Source organism: Streptomyces sp. NBC_01351 (genome assembly GCF_036237315.1).
Classification (GTDB): Bacteria; Actinomycetota; Actinomycetes; order Streptomycetales; family Streptomycetaceae; genus Streptomyces.
This window is the reverse complement of sequence record NZ_CP108356.1, coordinates 6,901,693-6,918,304: the sequence shown is the minus strand read 5'-3', so window position 1 is coordinate 6,918,304 and position 16,612 is coordinate 6,901,693. Positions and strand designations below refer to the sequence as shown.

At 70.2% G+C, this 16,612-nt stretch carries 16 protein-coding genes; all 16 read right to left on the bottom strand.

The annotated features are described in order from the left end of the window. Positions 1–21 precede the first annotated feature (21 nt). Positions 22–852: an FAD binding domain-containing protein gene (locus OG625_RS31980; RefSeq protein ID WP_329387926.1), complete on the bottom strand. Its 831-nt coding sequence runs from the start codon at positions 850–852 to the stop codon at positions 22–24. After that, the gene (locus OG625_RS31975; RefSeq protein WP_329387924.1) at positions 849–3,254 is read right to left on the bottom strand and encodes a xanthine dehydrogenase family protein molybdopterin-binding subunit; all 2,406 of its coding nucleotides are present in this window, start codon (positions 3,252–3,254) and stop codon (positions 849–851) included. The genes OG625_RS31980 and OG625_RS31975 overlap by 4 nt, the downstream gene beginning before the upstream one ends. A 4-nt stretch (positions 3,255–3,258) precedes the next feature. Beyond that, positions 3,259–3,729: a (2Fe-2S)-binding protein gene (locus OG625_RS31970; protein ID WP_443067916.1), complete on the bottom strand. Its 471-nt coding sequence runs from the start codon at positions 3,727–3,729 to the stop codon at positions 3,259–3,261. Beyond that, the gene (locus tag OG625_RS31965) at positions 3,726–4,340 is read right to left on the bottom strand and encodes an NADPH-dependent F420 reductase (protein WP_329387919.1); all 615 of its coding nucleotides are present in this window, start codon (positions 4,338–4,340) and stop codon (positions 3,726–3,728) included. Before OG625_RS31965 ends, OG625_RS31970 begins: the two co-directional genes overlap by 4 nt. A 38-nt stretch (positions 4,341–4,378) precedes the next feature. After that, positions 4,379–5,863 (bottom strand): aldehyde dehydrogenase family protein, encoded by a 1,485-nt coding sequence (locus OG625_RS31960; RefSeq protein ID WP_329387917.1) that lies wholly within the window; start codon positions 5,861–5,863, stop codon positions 4,379–4,381. 35 nt (positions 5,864–5,898) lie between these two features. Continuing rightward, the gene (locus tag OG625_RS31955) at positions 5,899–6,639 is read right to left on the bottom strand and encodes a type 1 glutamine amidotransferase domain-containing protein (RefSeq protein WP_329387916.1); all 741 of its coding nucleotides are present in this window, start codon (positions 6,637–6,639) and stop codon (positions 5,899–5,901) included. Positions 6,640–6,708: 69 nt separating this feature from the next. Further along, the gene (locus tag OG625_RS31950) at positions 6,709–7,452 is read right to left on the bottom strand and encodes a MinD/ParA family protein (RefSeq protein WP_329387913.1); all 744 of its coding nucleotides are present in this window, start codon (positions 7,450–7,452) and stop codon (positions 6,709–6,711) included. Further along, positions 7,452–8,708: a PP2C family protein-serine/threonine phosphatase gene (locus OG625_RS31945; protein ID WP_329387910.1), complete on the bottom strand. Its 1,257-nt coding sequence runs from the start codon at positions 8,706–8,708 to the stop codon at positions 7,452–7,454. Before OG625_RS31945 ends, OG625_RS31950 begins: the two co-directional genes overlap by 1 nt. Next, complete coding sequence (locus OG625_RS31940) at positions 8,690–9,163, bottom strand: ATP-binding protein (protein WP_329387907.1); 474 nt, start codon at positions 9,161–9,163, stop codon at positions 8,690–8,692. The genes OG625_RS31945 and OG625_RS31940 overlap by 19 nt, the downstream gene beginning before the upstream one ends. Further along, positions 9,160–9,471: an STAS domain-containing protein gene (locus tag OG625_RS31935; RefSeq protein WP_329387905.1), complete on the bottom strand. Its 312-nt coding sequence runs from the start codon at positions 9,469–9,471 to the stop codon at positions 9,160–9,162. The genes OG625_RS31940 and OG625_RS31935 overlap by 4 nt, the downstream gene beginning before the upstream one ends. Before the next feature lie 52 nt (positions 9,472–9,523). Next, positions 9,524–11,671: a glycogen debranching protein GlgX gene (gene glgX / locus OG625_RS31930; protein WP_329387903.1), complete on the bottom strand. Its 2,148-nt coding sequence runs from the start codon at positions 11,669–11,671 to the stop codon at positions 9,524–9,526. Continuing rightward, complete coding sequence (locus OG625_RS31925) at positions 11,668–12,018, bottom strand: STAS domain-containing protein (RefSeq protein ID WP_329387901.1); 351 nt, start codon at positions 12,016–12,018, stop codon at positions 11,668–11,670. Before OG625_RS31925 ends, glgX begins: the two co-directional genes overlap by 4 nt. 74 nt (positions 12,019–12,092) lie before the next feature. After that, complete coding sequence (locus OG625_RS31920) at positions 12,093–13,913, bottom strand: AGE family epimerase/isomerase (protein WP_329387900.1); 1,821 nt, start codon at positions 13,911–13,913, stop codon at positions 12,093–12,095. Between the two features lies 1 nt (position 13,914). Then, a complete protein-coding gene (locus OG625_RS31915) occupies positions 13,915–14,385 on the bottom strand; it encodes a VOC family protein (protein ID WP_329387898.1) in 471 nt (156 codons plus the stop codon). Further along, positions 14,385–14,996 (bottom strand): DJ-1/PfpI family protein, encoded by a 612-nt coding sequence (locus OG625_RS31910; RefSeq protein WP_329387896.1) that lies wholly within the window; start codon positions 14,994–14,996, stop codon positions 14,385–14,387. The genes OG625_RS31915 and OG625_RS31910 overlap by 1 nt, the downstream gene beginning before the upstream one ends. Continuing rightward, complete coding sequence (locus tag OG625_RS31905; protein WP_329387895.1) at positions 14,989–16,608, bottom strand: GMC family oxidoreductase; 1,620 nt, start codon at positions 16,606–16,608, stop codon at positions 14,989–14,991. Before OG625_RS31905 ends, OG625_RS31910 begins: the two co-directional genes overlap by 8 nt. Between the last annotated feature and the right edge of the window lie 4 nt (positions 16,609–16,612).

Sequence of the window (16,612 nt, the reverse complement as noted above, 5' to 3'; positions counted from 1 at the left end):
CAACTCCCCCGTCGCGGGCGGTCAGGCGAGGGCCTGTTCCGCCCTCTGCAAGGCGCGGGCCGTCAGGACCCCCGCGAGGTGGCCGAGGTACTCGGCCGAAGTGCCGCGCCCGGGGACGAAGAGCTCCCGGGGCTCGGCGCGGAAGGCCGCGAGCACCGCCTCCGTGGTGTACGGGCCCCCGCGCAGCCGGTCTTCGACCCGCCGCAGCCGCAGTGCGCGCGAGGTGGCCCCGGTGACCGCGATGCGCGGCCCGTCGGGGGTGATCCGTACGGCGGTGGCGGCGAGCGGGTAGCGGGTGGCCCGGTCGGCGGTCTTCTCGAAGGCGGCGGCCCGGCCGGCGGCGGGCACCAGGAGTGCGGTGACGACCGTGGCGGCGGGCGCCCCGGTGGCCGCGAACTCCTCGGCGGTGACCGTCCGGCGGCCGCCGCGGCCGGCGAGTTCGACCGCCGCGTCGGCGGCGATGGCGGCGACGGGCAGGTCGGTGGCCCGCCCGCCGGCGGCGAGGTTGCCGCCGACGGTGCCGAGGTTGCGGACCTGCGGGTCGCCGTTGGCGCGGGCCGCGGCGGCCAGTTCGGGCGCCCCGGCGAGTACCAGCGGGTGCGCGGAGAGCTCGGCGAGCGTGGTGAGCGCGCCGATCCGCAGCCGCCGGCCGTCGGAGCCGCTCTCGATGCCGCGCAGCTCCTCCAGGTGCCGTACGTCGACCAGCAGCCGGGCCCGCTCGGCGCCGGTGCGCAGCTCGGGCAAGAGGCTCTGGCCCCCGGCGAGTACCCGGGCGCCACGGGTCCCGGTCAGCAGGGTCAGGGCCTCTTCGAGGCCGACGGGCCTGACGTAGTCGAACGCGGTGAGGATCACCGGGCTTCTCCTCTCAGGCGGCGCCAGACCTTCTCGGGGGTGAGCGGCATGTCGATGTGCCGGACGCCCAGGTCGGAGAGGGCGTCGACGACCGCGTTGACGACGGCCGCGGCGGGCGGGACGGTGGCGATCTCGCCGGCGCCCTTGGCCCCGAGCGGGTTGTGCGGGCTGGGCGTGACGGTCTTGTCGAGCACGAAGAACGGCACGTCGGCGGCGCGCGGCAGGGCGTAGTGGTTCAGGTCGGAGCTGATCAGCTGCCCGTCCTCGGCGTACTCGGCGATCTCCATGAGGGCCTGGCCGAGGCCGTGGACGATGCTGCCCTCGATCTGGCCGTGCACGATCTTCGGGTTGCCGATGTTCCCGGCGTCGTCGACGGCGGTGTAGGCCACCACTTCGGTCTCGCCGGTGAGTTCGTCGACCTCGACGACGGCGACGTGCGTGCCGAAGGGGTAGTTGAAGTCCGGCGGGTCGAAGTGGGTGGTCTCGTCGAGGGCCGGCTCGATCTCGGGGGGCAGGCCCCAGCCGTACCACATGGCCATGGCCAGTTCGGCGAAGGTCTTGGAGTTCTCCTCGTTGCCCTCTTCGTGGACCTTGCCGCCCTCGTAGACGACCTTGTCCTCGGGGACGCCGAGGAAGACGGCGCCGGCCCGGACCAGTTTGGCCTTGATCTTGCGGGCGGTGAGGGCGACGGCGGGCGCGGCCATGCTGTACGAGCGGGAGCCGTAGGTGCCCTGCCCGTACGGGGCCTTCTGCGTGTCCCCCTCGAAGACCTGGACGGTGTCCGGGTCTATGCCGAGTTCGTCGGCGGCGACCTGTGCGAAGACGGTGCCGTGGCTCTGGCCGGTGGAGGCGGAGCCGACGGTGACGGAGACCTCGCCGGTCGGGTGGACGCGGATGTTCGCGCTCTCCCAGGTGCCGCCGAGCATGCCCTCCTGGGACATCCGGGTGGAGGGGCCGACCCCGCAGATGGCGACGTAGGTGGCGAGGCCGACGCCGAGCCGCTTGCCGCGGGTGCGGGCCTCCGCCTTGCGGGCGGCCATGTCGGCGTATCCCGACAGGGCGATGGCTTTGTCGAAGTTGAGCTGGTAGTTCCCGGAGTCGTAGGTCCAGCCGAGGCCGTTGTCGTACGGGAACTTCTCCTTCGGCACCAGGTTCTTGCGGCGGACGGCTGCCGGGTCCATGCCGATCTCGGAGGCGTACCGGTCGACGAGCCGTTCCATCAGGAAGGCGGCCTCGGCCCGTCCGCTGCCGCGCTGGGCGCCGAGCGAGACGGTGTTGGTGAAGGCGGCGTAGACCTCGCAGAAGGCGGCGGGGATGTCGTACATGCCGCTGATGGAGCGTCCCATCAGGGCGGTGGCGACACCGGGGCCGATGGTGGAGGGGTAGGCGCCGAGGTTGGCGTAGCTGGTGGCGCGGACGGCGGTGATGCGGCCGTCGCGGGTGCCGGCGAGGGTCACGTGCTGGCGGTGGTCGCGGCCCTGGACGGTGGAGTTCATCAGCCCGGTGCGGGTGTCGACCCATTTCACGGGCCTGCCCAGCGCCTTGGAGAGCAGCAGGACCAGCGGCATGTCGGGGTAGAGGTAGCCCTTGGTGCCGAAGCTGCCGCCGACGGTCGGGGCGATCACCCTGAGTTTGTTGAAGGGGATGCCGAGGACCAGCGCGGAGAGCAGGAAGCGGTGGTTGTGCGGGCCCTGGGTGGAGGCGTACAGCGTGTACTCGCCGGTGACGGCGTTGTAGTCGCCGACCGCGCCACGGGGCTCGATGGGGCTGTTGATGGTCCGCTGGTTCACCAAGTCGAGCTCGACGGTGACCTCGGCCTCGGCGATGGCCGCGTCGGTGCGGTCCTTGTCGCCGCAGGTCCAGTACGCGTTCAGGTTCCCCGGGACGGCCTCGTGCAGCTGGGGCGCGCCTTCGGCGAGGGCCTCGTCGGCACGGGTGACCACGGACAGCGGCTCGTACTCGACCGAGATCGCGGCGAGCGCGGCGTGCGCCTGGCGCGGGGTCTCGGCGACGACCACGGCGATCGGGTCGCCGACGTGGCGCACGGCGTCGCCGGTGAGGACCGGGCGGGCGCCGGGAAGTCCGTAGGGGTGGGGCGGGAAGTGACTCTCCACGCCGCCGGGTATCCAGATGCACGGCAGCGGCATCACGTCGGTGAAGTCGGCGGCGGTGGCCACCTTGAGGACGCCGGGCAGCTGCTCGGCGGCCTTGGTCTCGATCGAGAGGATCTTCGCGTGGGCGACCGGGCTGCCCAGGATCGCCATGTGGGCGGTACCCGGCAGGTCGATGTCGCCCACGTACGTCGCCTCGCCGCGCAGCAGCTGCGGATCCTCGCGGATGTCCAGAGGCTGTCCGAGCAGGCCGCTTCCCGTTGTCGGCGTCTCCCCCGTCACGGCGGTCATGGCCTCACACCTCCTGTCTTGCGGCTTCGCAGGCGCGCTGCACGCCGCGGACGACGCTGTGGTAGCCGGTGCAGCGGCAGAGGTTCCCGGTGAGCCACTCGCGGATCTCGGGCTCGGTCGGGGCCTCGCCGCCGGCGGTGGAGTCGACGAGCTCGCCGAGTGCCATGACCATGCCGGGGGTGCAGAAGCCGCACTGGGTGCCGTGTTCCTCGCGCAGCGCCTCCTGGAGGCCGGTGAGTTCGCCGCCGGGGGTGGTGACGCCCTCGATGGTGGTGACCTCGGAGCCGGCGGCCGAGACGGTGAGGATCAGGCAGCTCTTGACGGACTTGCCGTCGAGCCGGACCACGCAGGAGCCGCACTGGCCGGTGTCACAGCCCACCTTGGTTCCGGTGAGGCCGAGGCCGTCGCGGAGCCGTTCCACGAGCAGTTCGTTCGGCTGCGCCGGGAACTGCTCGGATCTGCCGTTCACATTCAGTGTGATATCCATGCCAGCGCCTGCGCTTCCGTGAGCGGCCGGTTGAATAGGGGCCCGCCGGGCTCCTGGAGAATTCCTCCGGAGTGCAGCGGGCCGGTGTCGACGGGTACGAATCCCAGGTCCGAGATGATTCCCGCGACGATTTCCTTTGCTTTCACGTCATCGCCCGCTGTGAAATGCGCCAGGCGCTCTCCGGGTGCGGTGCCGGCGACAGCGAGTGTTTCGAAATGCATGGTGTTGAGGGATTTCACGATCTGGGCACCGGGATACCACTCGGCGACGAGATCGCTGGAGCCGCTGCCGCCTCGCGCGGCCGGGGTGCCGGCGCCGCCGAACGCGTTGGTGGCATCCACGATCACCTTGTCCTGCACGACGTGCGGCGGCAGCAGTCCGCGCACGCCGTCGAAGGGCACCATCAGCACCAGGAGATCGGCCCGGGCGGCGGCCTCGGCGGGGTGCGCCGCCGAGGCCGCCGGTCCCAGTTCCGCCAGGAGCGGGCCGAGGCTCTGCGGGCCGCGGGCGTTGGCGACCACGACCTCGTGGCCCGCGGCCACGAGGATCCTGGCGAGGGTCGAGCCGATCCGGCCGGTGCCGATGATGCCTGTCCGCATGACGCTCCTCGGGAAAGGGGACCGGGTCCCTGCCTGTCTCAGTCCATGCCGATCCAGACCGACTTGGTCTGGGTGTAGCTCTCCAGGGATTCCGGTCCGCACTCGCGGCCGTATCCGGAGGCCTTGTAGCCGCCGTAGGGCACGGCGGGGTCGTACTGGTTGTAGCAATTCACCCAGACCGTGCCGGCCTTGATCTGCGAGGCGACCCGGTGGGCCCGCCGCAGGTCCTTGGTGTGGACGCCGGCGGCGAGGCCGTACGCGCTGTCGTTCGCGATGCGCACGGCGTCCTCCTCGGTGTCGAAGGGGATGATCGACAGGACCGGGCCGAAGATCTCCTCCTGGGCGATCCGCATGCCGTTGTCGACGCCGGTGAAGACGGTCGGCAGGAAGTACAGGCCCTGGCTGGAGGCGCCCTCCGGGGTCCAGCCGGTGCCGCCGGTGCGCAGGATCGCACCCTCCTTCTCGCCCACCTCGATGTAGGAGCTGACCTTCTCGAACTGGCCGCGGTGGGCCAGCGGTCCGAAGAGCGTGGCCGGGTCGCGCGGGTCGCCGGGCTTGAGGGCGGCGGCGCGGCGCACCAGGCGTTCGACCAGCTCGTCGTGGATGGGGCGCTGGAGCAGCAGGCGGGATCCGGCAGTGCAGATCTCGCCCTTGTTGTAGTAGATGCCGAAGAAGGCGAGTTCCTCGGCGGCGTCGAGGTCGGCGTCGGCGAAGACGATGTTGGCGGACTTGCCGCCGAGTTCCATCGTCACCTTCTTCAGGGTGCCGGCCGCCTTGCGGATGATGGACTGGCCCACCGCGGTGGATCCGGTGAACGCGATCTTGTCGATGTCCGGGTGGTCGGTGAGGGTCTCCCCCAGTTCCACGCCCGGACCGGTGATGACGTTCAACACGCCGTCCGGAATTTCCGCCTCCTGGAAGAGCTCGGCGATCTTCAGGGCGGTGAGCGGGGTGGCCGGGGAGGGCTTGTGGACGACGGTGTTGCCGGCCGCGAGGGCCGGCGCGATCTTCGTCATCGACAGCAGCAGCGGGAAGTTGAACGGGGTGATGGCGCAGACCACGCCGAGCGGTTCGCGCAGGGTGTAGGCGAGCTGTCCGCCGGCCGGGGCCCTCGAGGAGCCGTCGACGCGGGTCACGGCGCCGGCGTAGTAGTGCATGAGCTGGGCGGCCATGGGGGCGTCGACCGTGCTGGAGAACGCGAACGGCTTGCCCATGTCCACGGTCTCCAGGAGGGCGATCTCCTCCAGGTCGCGCTCGATGAGCTCACCGACCCGGTTCAGCCGCAGCGCGCGCTCCTGGGCCGACAGTCTGCTCCACGGACCTTCCTCGTACGCCTTGCGGGCGGCGGCCACCGCCGCGTCCGCGTCGGCGGCGGTGGCCTGAGCCACCGGCACGATCTCCTGTCCGTCCACGGGGCTGATGTCCGGCTCGGTACGGCCGTCCTGGGCCGGGACCCATGTGCCGCCGATGAACAACTTCCCGGGGTTGGCCAGGGGCTGGTCGCTGAGCGCGCGCTGTGTCATGGCTGCCTTCCGGATTCGTGTGCGGGGGGCTGCGTTCAGCCCTGCGCGAGCTGGCTTAGGAACGTCTCGGCGAGGGCCTTGGAGGAGTACGGGTTCTGGCCGGTCGTGAGCTTGCGGTCGACGACCACGTGCGAGTCCCAGATCGCTTCGGCCTTCTCGTAGCGGGCGCCGAGCCGGGTGAGCTCGACCTCCAGGATCAGCGGGAGCCGGCCGGCCATGTTCGTGACCAGCTCCTCGCTGTGCGAGAAGGCCGTCATGCGGTAGCCCTCGAAGGGCCAGCGGCCTTCACCGTCGCGCAGGGCGAGCAGCGAGGTGTGGCCGTGGCACACGGTGGCGAGCGGCTTGTCCTGCCCGATGACCCAGCGCAGGATCTGGGCGAGTTCGTCGGACTTCGGCAGGTCGCCGATGGCTCCGTGGCCGCCGCTGACGTAGACGCCGTCGTAGTCGGCGATGTCCTTCTCGGTGAGGGTCTCCAGCGCGATCGGGGCCTTCAGCTGGGGGGCCTCTTCGATGGCCCGGACGTACGCGGCGGCGTTCGCCGCGTCCTCGTCGGGCGAACCCTGGGGGCGGACCCACTGGAGGAACTGGGGGTCGATGCTCGTCTGGTCGACCGTGGGCGCCTGACCTCCGATCGTCGCGACGTCCACGACGTGCCCGGCGGCCTTGAACAGCTGATAAGGGACGACGAATTCCTCGGCCCAGAATCCCGAGGGGTGCTGTTCGCCGTCCAGCAGGTGGAGGGTGGCCTTGGCCGTCATGACGACGAGAATCTTCATGATTCTCTCCTTGTTCTGGATTCGCTGCCGATTCAACACGCCCCTAGCAGGGGGCGTAAGGGGGCGACGTCAGGCCCGCGATACTTCGTCACGTGCGTCCAACGCCGAGATGATGGTGCGGAATTCACCGACCAGTGGGTGGTCGGGATGGGCTTCTGCAAATATGCGCTCTCCGTACAGCGCCGCCATTTCCGGCGAGTACGGAAGGATTCCGGCCAGGGGTGCTCCGTAGACCTCCTGGGCACGTCGCCGGGCGGCTTCCCGGTCGATTCCGGCGGGGGCCATGCTCAGCACCAGGGTCCGCCGGCAGGGCAGGCGCCCGGCGAGGGCGATGGTCTCCTCGACGCCGGAGAGGTCGATCCGGTCGGCCCGCGCCATGATCATCAGTACGTCGGCGCTGGCCATGGCCGTCACCGACTCGTTGTTGAGTCCGGCGTGGGTGTCGAGCAGCAGCATGTCGAGGGCGAAGTGGACGGCCAGCCGGTCGAAGCCCTCCGGGAGCAGCCCCACGTCGTATCCGCTGGTCATGATCTCCTGCAGGGCGGCCGTCCCGGTCCGGGCCGGTACGACGTACAGCCCGGGGAGGGCCACCTGCTGGGCCGCGGCCTCGATCTCGCAGCGGCCGAGCAGGTAGTCCGCCAGGGACAGGCCGGGCCCGAGCCGGAAGAGCAGGTCGAGGGTGGGTGACTGGATGTCGGTGTCCACCACCCCGACCCGGCGCCCCTCGGCCGCCAGGAGCAGCGCGAGGTTCGCCAGTACCGAGGACTTGCCCGTGCCACCGCGGTGCGAGTGCACCACGATGGTGCGGGTCATCAGGCCACCACCTGGTAGCCGGTACCGTCCGCGTGCGGCCCCCGCGCCGCACGTGGCCGGTGCAGGGCCAGCATGGTGACGTCGTCGTGCTGTTCGGCGGTGCCGGTGTGTTCGCGCACCGCCCAGTCGATGCGGTCGACGACCTCCCTGCCGCTGACAGGGGGGCCGGCGAGCAGTTCCAGCATGCGTTCGTCGCCGAGGAAGCGGCCTTGTGGGCAGCGGGCCTCGGGCACTCCGTCGGTGAAGGCGAAGAGGGTGTCGCCCGGGTTCAGCTGGGCGTACCCGAGGGTGTAGACGCAGTCGGGGTGGACCCCGACGGCCGGCCCGGTGGTCTCCAGCGCGCGCGGCGGGCTCCCGTCGGCGTGCAGCATCAGGGGCGGGTTGTGGCCGCCGTTGATGTAGACGAGGCTGCCGGTGAGCGGGTCGAGCACCCCGAAGAAGAGGGTGGCGAAGTAGCCCTGCCGCAGGTGGTTGCGGGTGAGGTAGCCGTTGGTGGCGGTGACCGCGTTGAGCAGCGGGGTGGCGCCGACCACCGGGATGCGGCGGCTGCCTCCGGTGCGTCCGGCGACCAGGTGCTGGAGTCCGCTGTTCTCCGCGGTGTGCCGCAACAGGGAGCGGATGAGCGCCATGAAGAGTGCGGCGCCGACTCCCTTGTCGCAGACGTCGGCGACGACGAAGGCGAGCCGGCGGCCGCGGGATATCTCGAAGACGTCGTAGAAGTCCCCGGCGACCTGGCGGGCCGGCCGGAACCGGACGTCGATCTCCCAGCCGTCCGGGACGGGCAGCCGTTCGGGCAGGAAGCCCGCCTGGATCTCCCGGCCGATCTCCAGCTCCTTCTCGTAGCCCATGAGTTCGGCGCGGGCATCGGCTTCGCGCAGGGTGCGGCCGAGTCCGGCGCGCTCCGAGCAGCTGTGCAGGCGGGCCCCGACCAGGGCGGGCAGGAAGGGCGGGACGAGGTAGTCGTGCCCGATCCGTACGTGTTCCTCCAGTGCGGCGAACTCCGTCACGGTCCAGACGACCACGATGGGTGCCCCGGCCGAGCGGCGCAGTCGGCGTACGACCGTCCGCACGGCCTCCCCGTCGGCCTCGGCAGGGGCGAGCAGCACGTCCGCGACGGGCAGCTGTTCCAGCGGGCCTTCGCGGAGCTCCGTGAGGGAGCGGGTGACGAGTTCCGCGTCCATGGTCCGCAGCGCGCCCAGCAGTTCGGGCGGCGGTGGCGGGTACTCGTCGAGGATGATCACGGTCGTGGAGGGCATGGGTCCGTCCCCTCAGCTTTCACGGTCAGCGTGCTGATGTTGCGGCCGTCCGTGCGTCGGTAGCTGAACTCGTCCACGCTGGTCAGTGCCAGGTGGATGCCGAGGCCGCCGATCCGCCGTTCCTCGGGGCGGACCCCGGGGGCGGGCGGGAGGCGGCCTTCGACGGGGTCGAAGGCGGGTGCGCCGTCCTCGATGACGATGCGCACCTCGCCCGGGCCGGAGCGGCCGCGGACGGTGATCCGCCCGTCGCCTCCCCGGTACCCGTGCATCACGATGTTCGTGGCCAGTTCGTCCACGGCCAGCCGAATCCGGTAGGCGGCGCCCTTGTCCAGGCCCGCCCGTCCGGCCAGCCGCAGGACGAACGAGGCGATCTCGCCCAGTGCCCCCACCGTCGCGGGCACCTCCAGTACGGCGGGCTTCCTCGCCAGTTCGACCATGTCGGTCACGGTGGTCACTCGTCGGAGAGGACGATGCTCCGGTCGAGGCCGGCCGTCCGGATGGTCCGGGACACGGGTTCGATGGCGCCCACCACCTTGATGGTGACGTCGTCGGCGACCTTCTGCTGGGCGAAGACCAGCGAGCGCAGTCCGGCGCTGGCCATGTAGCCGACGCCGGCCATCCGGATCTCCACGGTGGTCGTGCCGTGCCCGGCGGCCTTCTCGATGGTCTGGTGGAAGTCCGGCGCGGTCTTGGCGTCCAGCTCGCCCGTCAGCTCGATCACGGTGGTGTCGCCCTCGATGCTCAGGGACACGGAAAGGGGCATCTCAGGTCTCCTTCTGTCAGTGCGGTCAGGGCTGTCAGGGCAGTCGGGGCGGTCAGGGCGTGTCGAGCTCTTCGGGATCGTTGGTGCGGCCGACGAGGATCACGACCGATCGGGGGCCGATCAGGTACTTCCCGGCGTTGTCGAGTTCCTGCTCGGTGCCCGGGGTGCGGATGTCGTGCGGCGCCCCGGCCCCGGTGTCGGCGAACAGGTGCCAGCTGCGTCCGCCGGGCAGGGCCGGTAGTTCCAGGTCGTGCGATTCCCAGTGCGAGTTCATGGCCACGTACACCACGTCGTCGTCACCGGTGCCGCAGCGGGCCACCGCCAGCAGCCGGCTCTCGGCCGACCAGTCGGGCTGCCAGGCCCGCTCCCCGTGCCAGCTGATGTCGGGCAGACCCAGGTTCTCGCGGATCCGGCCGGTGGGGTGCGCGGTCGAGCGCAGTTCCCGGTGGTGCTTGCGGAAGGCGATCATCTCCCGCGTGAACCGGAGCAGTTCGGCATTGTCGTCGACCTGGTCCCAGTCGAACCAGGACAGTTCGTTGTCCTGGCAGTACGTGTTGTTGTTGCCGCCCTGGGTCCGCGCGACCTCGTCCCCGGCCAGCAGCATCGGGATGCCCTGGCTGGTGAAGAGGATGGCGAGGGCGTTCTTCATCTGCCGGGTGCGCAGCGCGTTGATCTCGGGGTCGTCGGTGGGCCCCTCCGCGCCGCAGTTCCAGCTGGCGTTGTCGTTGGCGCCGTCGTTGTTGCCCTCGCCGTTGGCCTCGTTGTGCTTGTCGTTGTACGAGACGAGGTCGGCGAGGGTGAAACCGTCATGCGCGGTCAGGAAGTTGACCGAGGCGGCGGTTCCGCGGCTGGAGTAGAGGTCGGGCGAGCCGGCGATCCGGGTGGCGAGCTCGCCGGTGACGCCCGGGTCGCCCTTCAGGAAGCTGCGCACGGTGTCGCGGTACTTCCCGTTCCACTCGGCCCAGCGGCCGTACGCCGGGAAGTTGCCGACCTCGTAGAGGCCGCCGGCGTCCCAGGCCTCGGCGATGAGCTTGGTGTGCCGCAGGACCGGGTCGTAGGCGAGCAGTTCCAGCAGCGGCGGGTTGGGCAGCGGGGTGCCGTCCAGGGCCCGGCCGAGGATGGCCGCGAGGTCGAAGCGGAAGCCGTCGATGTGGTAGTCGGCGACCCAGTGGCGCAGGCAGTCGAGCACGTAGTTGCGCACGACGGGGTGGTTGCAGTTGACGGTGTTGCCGGTGCCGCTGAAGTTGAAGTAGTACCCCTCGGGCGTGAGCATGTAGTACGTGGCGTTGTCGAGCCCCTTGAAGGAGATCGTCGGGCCCTGCTCGTTGCCCTCGGCGGTGTGGTTGAAGACGACGTCGAGGATGACCTCGATGCCGGCCGCGTGCAGCTCCTTGATCAGGGTGCGGAACTCGTCGCCCTGCATCCCGTAGCGTCCGGTGGCGGCGTAGCCGGCCTTGGGCGCGAAGAACGAGACGGTGTTGTAGCCCCAGTAGTCGAAGAGCCGCTCGCCCGTCTCCGGGTTGGTCCGCGGGTTGTCGCTCTCGTCGAACTCGAACACGGGGAGCAGCTCGATGCAGTTCACCCCGAGTTCCTTGAGGTACGGGATCTTCTCGCGCAGCCCCGCGAAGGTGCCGGGAGCGGTGACCTGCGAGTTGGGGTGCCGGGTGAAGCCGCGCACGTGGGTCTCGTAGACGACGAGGTCCTCGGCGGGGATGCCCAGCGGGGTGTCGTCGCCCCAGTCGAAGTCCTGGAGGCAGACGCGGGAGCGGTACTGGTAGCCACGGGTGCGGTCGGGCTCGTCGCCCCATACGTCGCGGCCGGCGATCAGCCGGGCGTAGGGGTCGGAGAGGACCTGCCGGGCGTCGAAGCGGTGGCCGCTGACCGGGTCGTAGGGGCCGTCGGCCCGGTACCCGTACTCGATGTTCTCGTGGTCGAGGCCGAAGACGGTCATGGCGAAGACGCTGCCGGTGCGGAATTCCTCGGGGAACTCCAGTTCGGCCATCGGCTCGGGTTCTCCGCGCTTGAAGATGACCAGGGTCATGGAGGTGGCCTGGTCGGAGAAGACGGAGAAGCTGACCCCGCCGGGGACCACGTTGGCCCCGAAGGGGAACGGTTTGCCGGCGCGGACGCGGTACCCGCCCACTTCGTGGGTCGGGTACGCGTCGACGCGCAGGACCTGCTCGGACTGGGCCTCGCTCATCGCGCTGCCCTGGCCTTGGCCTTGGCTTCCGCGGCCGCGGCCTCGCCGGTCTGGAAGAAGTCGAGGAAGCCGGTGGCCGACATGACGAACCGGACTTCCTCGCTCACCCCGTAGAGGGTGACCGCGACGCCGGCGTGCTGGGCCTCGCGGTAGACGACGAGCAGCGTGCGCAGGCCGGCGCTGGACACGTAGGTGACGGCCGTGAGGTCGATCTTCAGCGGCTTGCCCTCGCGGACCAGCGGCAGCAGGGTCTGGAGCAGCGAGCCCGAGGTCTCGCTGTTGATCTCACCGGTGGCGACGAGCACGGTGCCCGTCTTGTTGCGGCGTTCCTTGACGTTGAGACTCATAGCTTGCTTTCCCCTCTGGTTGGGGCGCCCCCCGTTGAGCGCGCGTGGCCCTGGAGAACGCGCGGTCCCCTGAACTACTTGGTCACGGGCCGGAGCCGGACCTTGACCTTGACCCGCCCCTGGACGTCGGGGAGGTGGACCGTCAGCGCGTCCGCGTCGAAGTCCTCGTACGGCTTCTCGTCGATCTCCACGGAGGCGATCCGCACGGAGCCCGCCGGGAGCAGGTCGGGCGAGACGCGCAGGATCCGGTCGGGCAGGTTCGTCGGGTCGGGCTGGAAGTGGAAGTCCATCTCCCGGCCGTTGACGAGGAGGTTGTTGTAGACGGCGGAGAGGTAGCAGAGCTCCGCCGAGTGGTACATGGACATCGAGTGGCTGCCCTTGAGCCGCTCGGTCCCGAGCAGGTACGGCGTACCGCTGGCGAGCACGTTGAAGTAGACGGCTCCCTCGTCGTGGTCGAGGAAGAAGGTGTTGTAGAAGGCCTGCGCCTGCCGGGCCTCGCGCAGGTTCGCGTCGCCGCCGACGGTGCCGTTCAGGATGAGGTAGGCGAGGATCGCCTGCTCCTGCTGCCACCAGGCCTTGCGGTCGTGCCAGGCGAAACGATACGTCTCCTGGTCCCCGGACTTGACCCGCTCGACGACGTCGTACCAGCCGCCGCGCTGCACGTCGCTGCCGACGGCCGGCATGATCTCGCCGATCTTCTTGGCGAGCTCCTCGTAGGCCGGCTTGGCCTTCAGCGAGTTCATCCGCATCAGGTTCCAGGCGATCTTCAGGTTGTGGCCGACGACGGCACGGTCCTGCTGCCAGCTGTGCGCCTTGTCGTGCGACCAGTCGCGCATGAAGCGCTCCTGGACGAAGGGGCTGTTCTTGTAGTCCGGGAACCGGTCCGCGATGGTGTCGAAGGTGTACTCCAGGAAGTCGGCGTACTTCTGGTCGCCGGTCGCCAGGTACAGGTTGATCAGGTACGCGGGCGCGTGGTCGCCGACCGAGTTCCAGTTCTTGCGCTCGGCGTTCTCCCCGAGGGACTCGTGGTCGGCGCTGAAGAGGATCGGGTCGATGTGCGAGTAGTAGCCACCCTGCTCCGGGTCGAAGAAGAACTTGTCGAACAGCCGGATGGTGGCGTCCGCGTCGTTCTTGATCCGGACGTCGCCGGTGACCCGGTACGTCTGGATGGGGCCGGCCAGCGCGTAGATCTGCTCGTACATCGGGATCGCGTCGTAGTCGTCGGAGAACTCCGAGGTGAACAGCTTGCGCTCGGTGTCCCCGTCGACGCTGATGCCGTGGTACCAGAAGACCACGTCCTCCTCGCCGTCCACGACCCGCATGTGCTTGCGCAGGTACTCGGTGCCGCGCTCGGCGACCTCCAGGTACTCGTCCTTGCCGGTCAGCAGGTAGGCCGAGGCCATGCCGTAGACCAGCCGGGAGATCGTGTCGGTCTCCTGGACGTGGCTGGCGGTCTTGTCGCCGCCGAGCCGGATCTCGGTGCGGTACTCGGTGAAGTCCACCGGTCCGTCGCCGAACTGGGCCCGCTTGTAGAAGTCGGCCAGCGACTCGATCTGCTTGATCCACCAGCTGGGTTCCTCGAAGCGGAAGTCCTCGGCGCCGCGGCCCAGGAACACCAGGCGCTTGGCTTCGAACCGCCCGCCGTGCTCCGGGTAGTGGACGCCGTACGCGAAGAGGAAGCGGCCGGGCGAGAGCATCTCGTCGATGTGCCCGGAGGCGTCGATGTAGGGCTCGTCGAGGTTGCGGACCAGCTCGGCGCTCGGGTCGCCGGCCAGCGAGACGTCGAACTCGCGGCCGTCGGAGGTCTTCAGCCGCAGGACGCGCGATCCGGAGTCGAAGCGGACGACGTAGCCCGCGATGGTGTCGGAGAAGGAGAAGCTCACGGCGTCCGCCATGTCATGCACCGTCCTTGTCGTGAGAGCCCTCGTGAGAGCGGTCGTCCTCGTATCCCTGGCTGACCTCGACGATCACTCCGTCGGGGTCGCGGAGCCATACGGTGCGCCAGCCGCAGATGAAGTCGTCGAAGTCCAGCGGGCCGAGGGTCACTTCGGCCGCTTCCCCGAGCTCGGCGAGGAAGGCGTCGACGCTGTCGGTCTGGAAGGCCAGGTGACGCATCCGGCCCGGGGCCTGCGGCCCGTCTCCCCCAGCTACCGCTGGGGGGACCCCCAGCGCCGGGCGGGCCGGGTCGTTCGCGCCAGCCGCGAAGAGCTCCAGGTACGCGTCCCCGTTGCGCAGGAACACGATCTCGGAGTCGCCGAGGTTCACCACGCGGGCCCGCGAGAACCCGAAGTACCGGGTGTAGAACTCCTCGGTGGTCTTCTGGTCCGTGCAGTTCAGGCCCACGTGCGACCACCTCAGCCCCGCCATCAGGCGGCGCCCCGGCCCCGCCCGGCCGCTATCAGCTCGATGATGCGGCGGGCGAAGAGGTGGTGGTGGGCGCCGGTGCGGCCGGTGACCAGGTCGCCGTCGACGACCACGTCCTCGTCCACGTACTGGGCACCCATGTTCCGTACGTCGCCGATGAGGTTGTTGTGGCAGACCACCTTGCGGCCGCGCACCTTGCCCGGGATCGAGGAAGCCAGCCACATGCCGTGGCAGATGATCCCCTTGAGGACCGTGGGCTCCTCGAAGGCCCGGCGCAGCAGCTCCGTGGCCGGCGCGAGCATGTCCACGTCCTCGGTGTAGCGCAGCCGGTCGGCCACCATGCCCGAGGGCACGATGATCGCCGCGTACCGGCGCAGCTCCTCGTCGCTCAGCCCCTCCAGGGACCGGTCGGCGGTGAAGGGCGCCCGGTACTCGTGCCCGGAGAAGGTGATGGAGTCGTTGCCCCACAGCCGGGTCAGGAAGTCGACCTCGGCGCCCTCCTCCGCGAAGCGGTGCTGGTAGTAGAAGATCTCCGGCTCGTAGAAGTCGCTCTCGACCAGGACCGCGATCCGGGTCCCGGTCAGCGCGCCCTCGCGCAGGACGACGTCAGGCACGGAACACCCCCTTCAGGAAGTCCGCCGCGCGCTCGGCGATCATCGCGATGGCGGTGTGGCAGTTGCCCGACGGGACGGCGGGCATCACGCTGGCGTCGACGACGCGCAGGTTCCGTACGCCGTGCACCCGCAGCTCGGGGTCGACCACGGAGAGGTCGTCGATGCCCATGCGGCAGGAGCCGGCCTGGTGGTGGTAGCTCTCCGACTTCTGCTTCACGAAGGTGCGCAGCTCGGCGTCGCTCAGGTAGCCGGGACCGGGCTGCAGCTCCTGCTTGTACCAGGGCGAGAAGGCCGAGGTCGCGAAGATCTCCCGGGCGGTCTTGACGCCCTGCACCATCCGCTCCAGGTCCCACCGGTCGCCCAGGTAGTTCGGGTTGATGAGCGGGTGGGCCAGCGGGTCGGCGCTCGCCAGCCTGATCCAGCCGCGCGAGACCGGGCGTACGACACCCGGCAGGATGGACACCGTGTTCGGGTGGTCCTGGCCGACGATCACGTCGAACGGCACGTGGACGAAGGCGATCTGCAGGTCGGGCGCGGGCAGCCCGGGCCGCGAGGACAGGAACAGAGCGCTCTCCGACAGGTTCTGCGCCGGCGGCGGGAGTTCCTGGGTGACCTCGGCCATCAGCCCGGTCAGCACGTGGTTGTGGAAGTTCTCCCCGACCCCGGGCAGCGCCGCGGTGACCGCGATGCCGTGCTCGGCCAGCTGCCCGGGATGCCCGATGCCGGAGAGCAGCAGCAGCTTCGGGGACTCGATCGCCCCCGCCGCCACGATCACCTCGCGCCGGGCCCGTACGGTGTGCAGCCCGGGCTCGGCAGCGCGGCTGTGGCCGTCGCGCACGGTCCGGCCGGGGACGTCGCTGTCCGAAAGCGTGGCGGGGGCCCGGAGCTGGGCGTACTCGACGCCCGTGCAGGTGTCCCCGTCGAACAGCAGCCGGGTGGACTGCGCACTGGTGCGCAGGGTCAGGTTGGTCCGGCCGAGCGCGGGCTCCAGGTAGGCGGCGAGGGTGCCCTGGCGGCGGCCGTCGGCCACGTCGATGTGGTGCCAGCCGGTGCCGAAGAGGCCGCGCCGGGGACCGTCGGTGTTGAAGTCGGCGATCTCCTCGTGGCCGAGCTCGACGGCCGCGTCGATGAAGGCGCGGGAGACCGGATTGGGGCCGTGCCGACCGGCGTTGGTGATGCGCTGCGGGCCGCGGGTGCCGGTGGTGGCGGCGGTGGCGTCCTCCTGGCCCTCCAGCAGGGCGAAGTAGGGGAGCACGTCCTCGTACGCCCAGCCGGCCGCGCCCTGGTAGGCCCAGTTGTCGAAGTCCGAGGCATGGCCCCGGATGTGCATCATGATGTAGAGGTTGCTGCTGCCGCCGGGGGCCTTGCCGCGGGGTTCGTACGTACGGCGGCCGTCGAGGCCGGGCTGCGGGGTGCTGGTGTAGCCCCAGTCGACGGGCCCGCCGAGCAGTTTGTACCAGGACGACGGGTCGTCCACCTCGGGCGGTATCCGGGAGCCGCCCGCCTCCAGGACGAGGACGGAGACGTCCGGGTCCTCGGAGAGCCGGTTGGCCAGCACACTGCCGGCGGTGCCGGACCCCACGACGACGTAGTCGTACTCTTCAGCGCTCACGGGT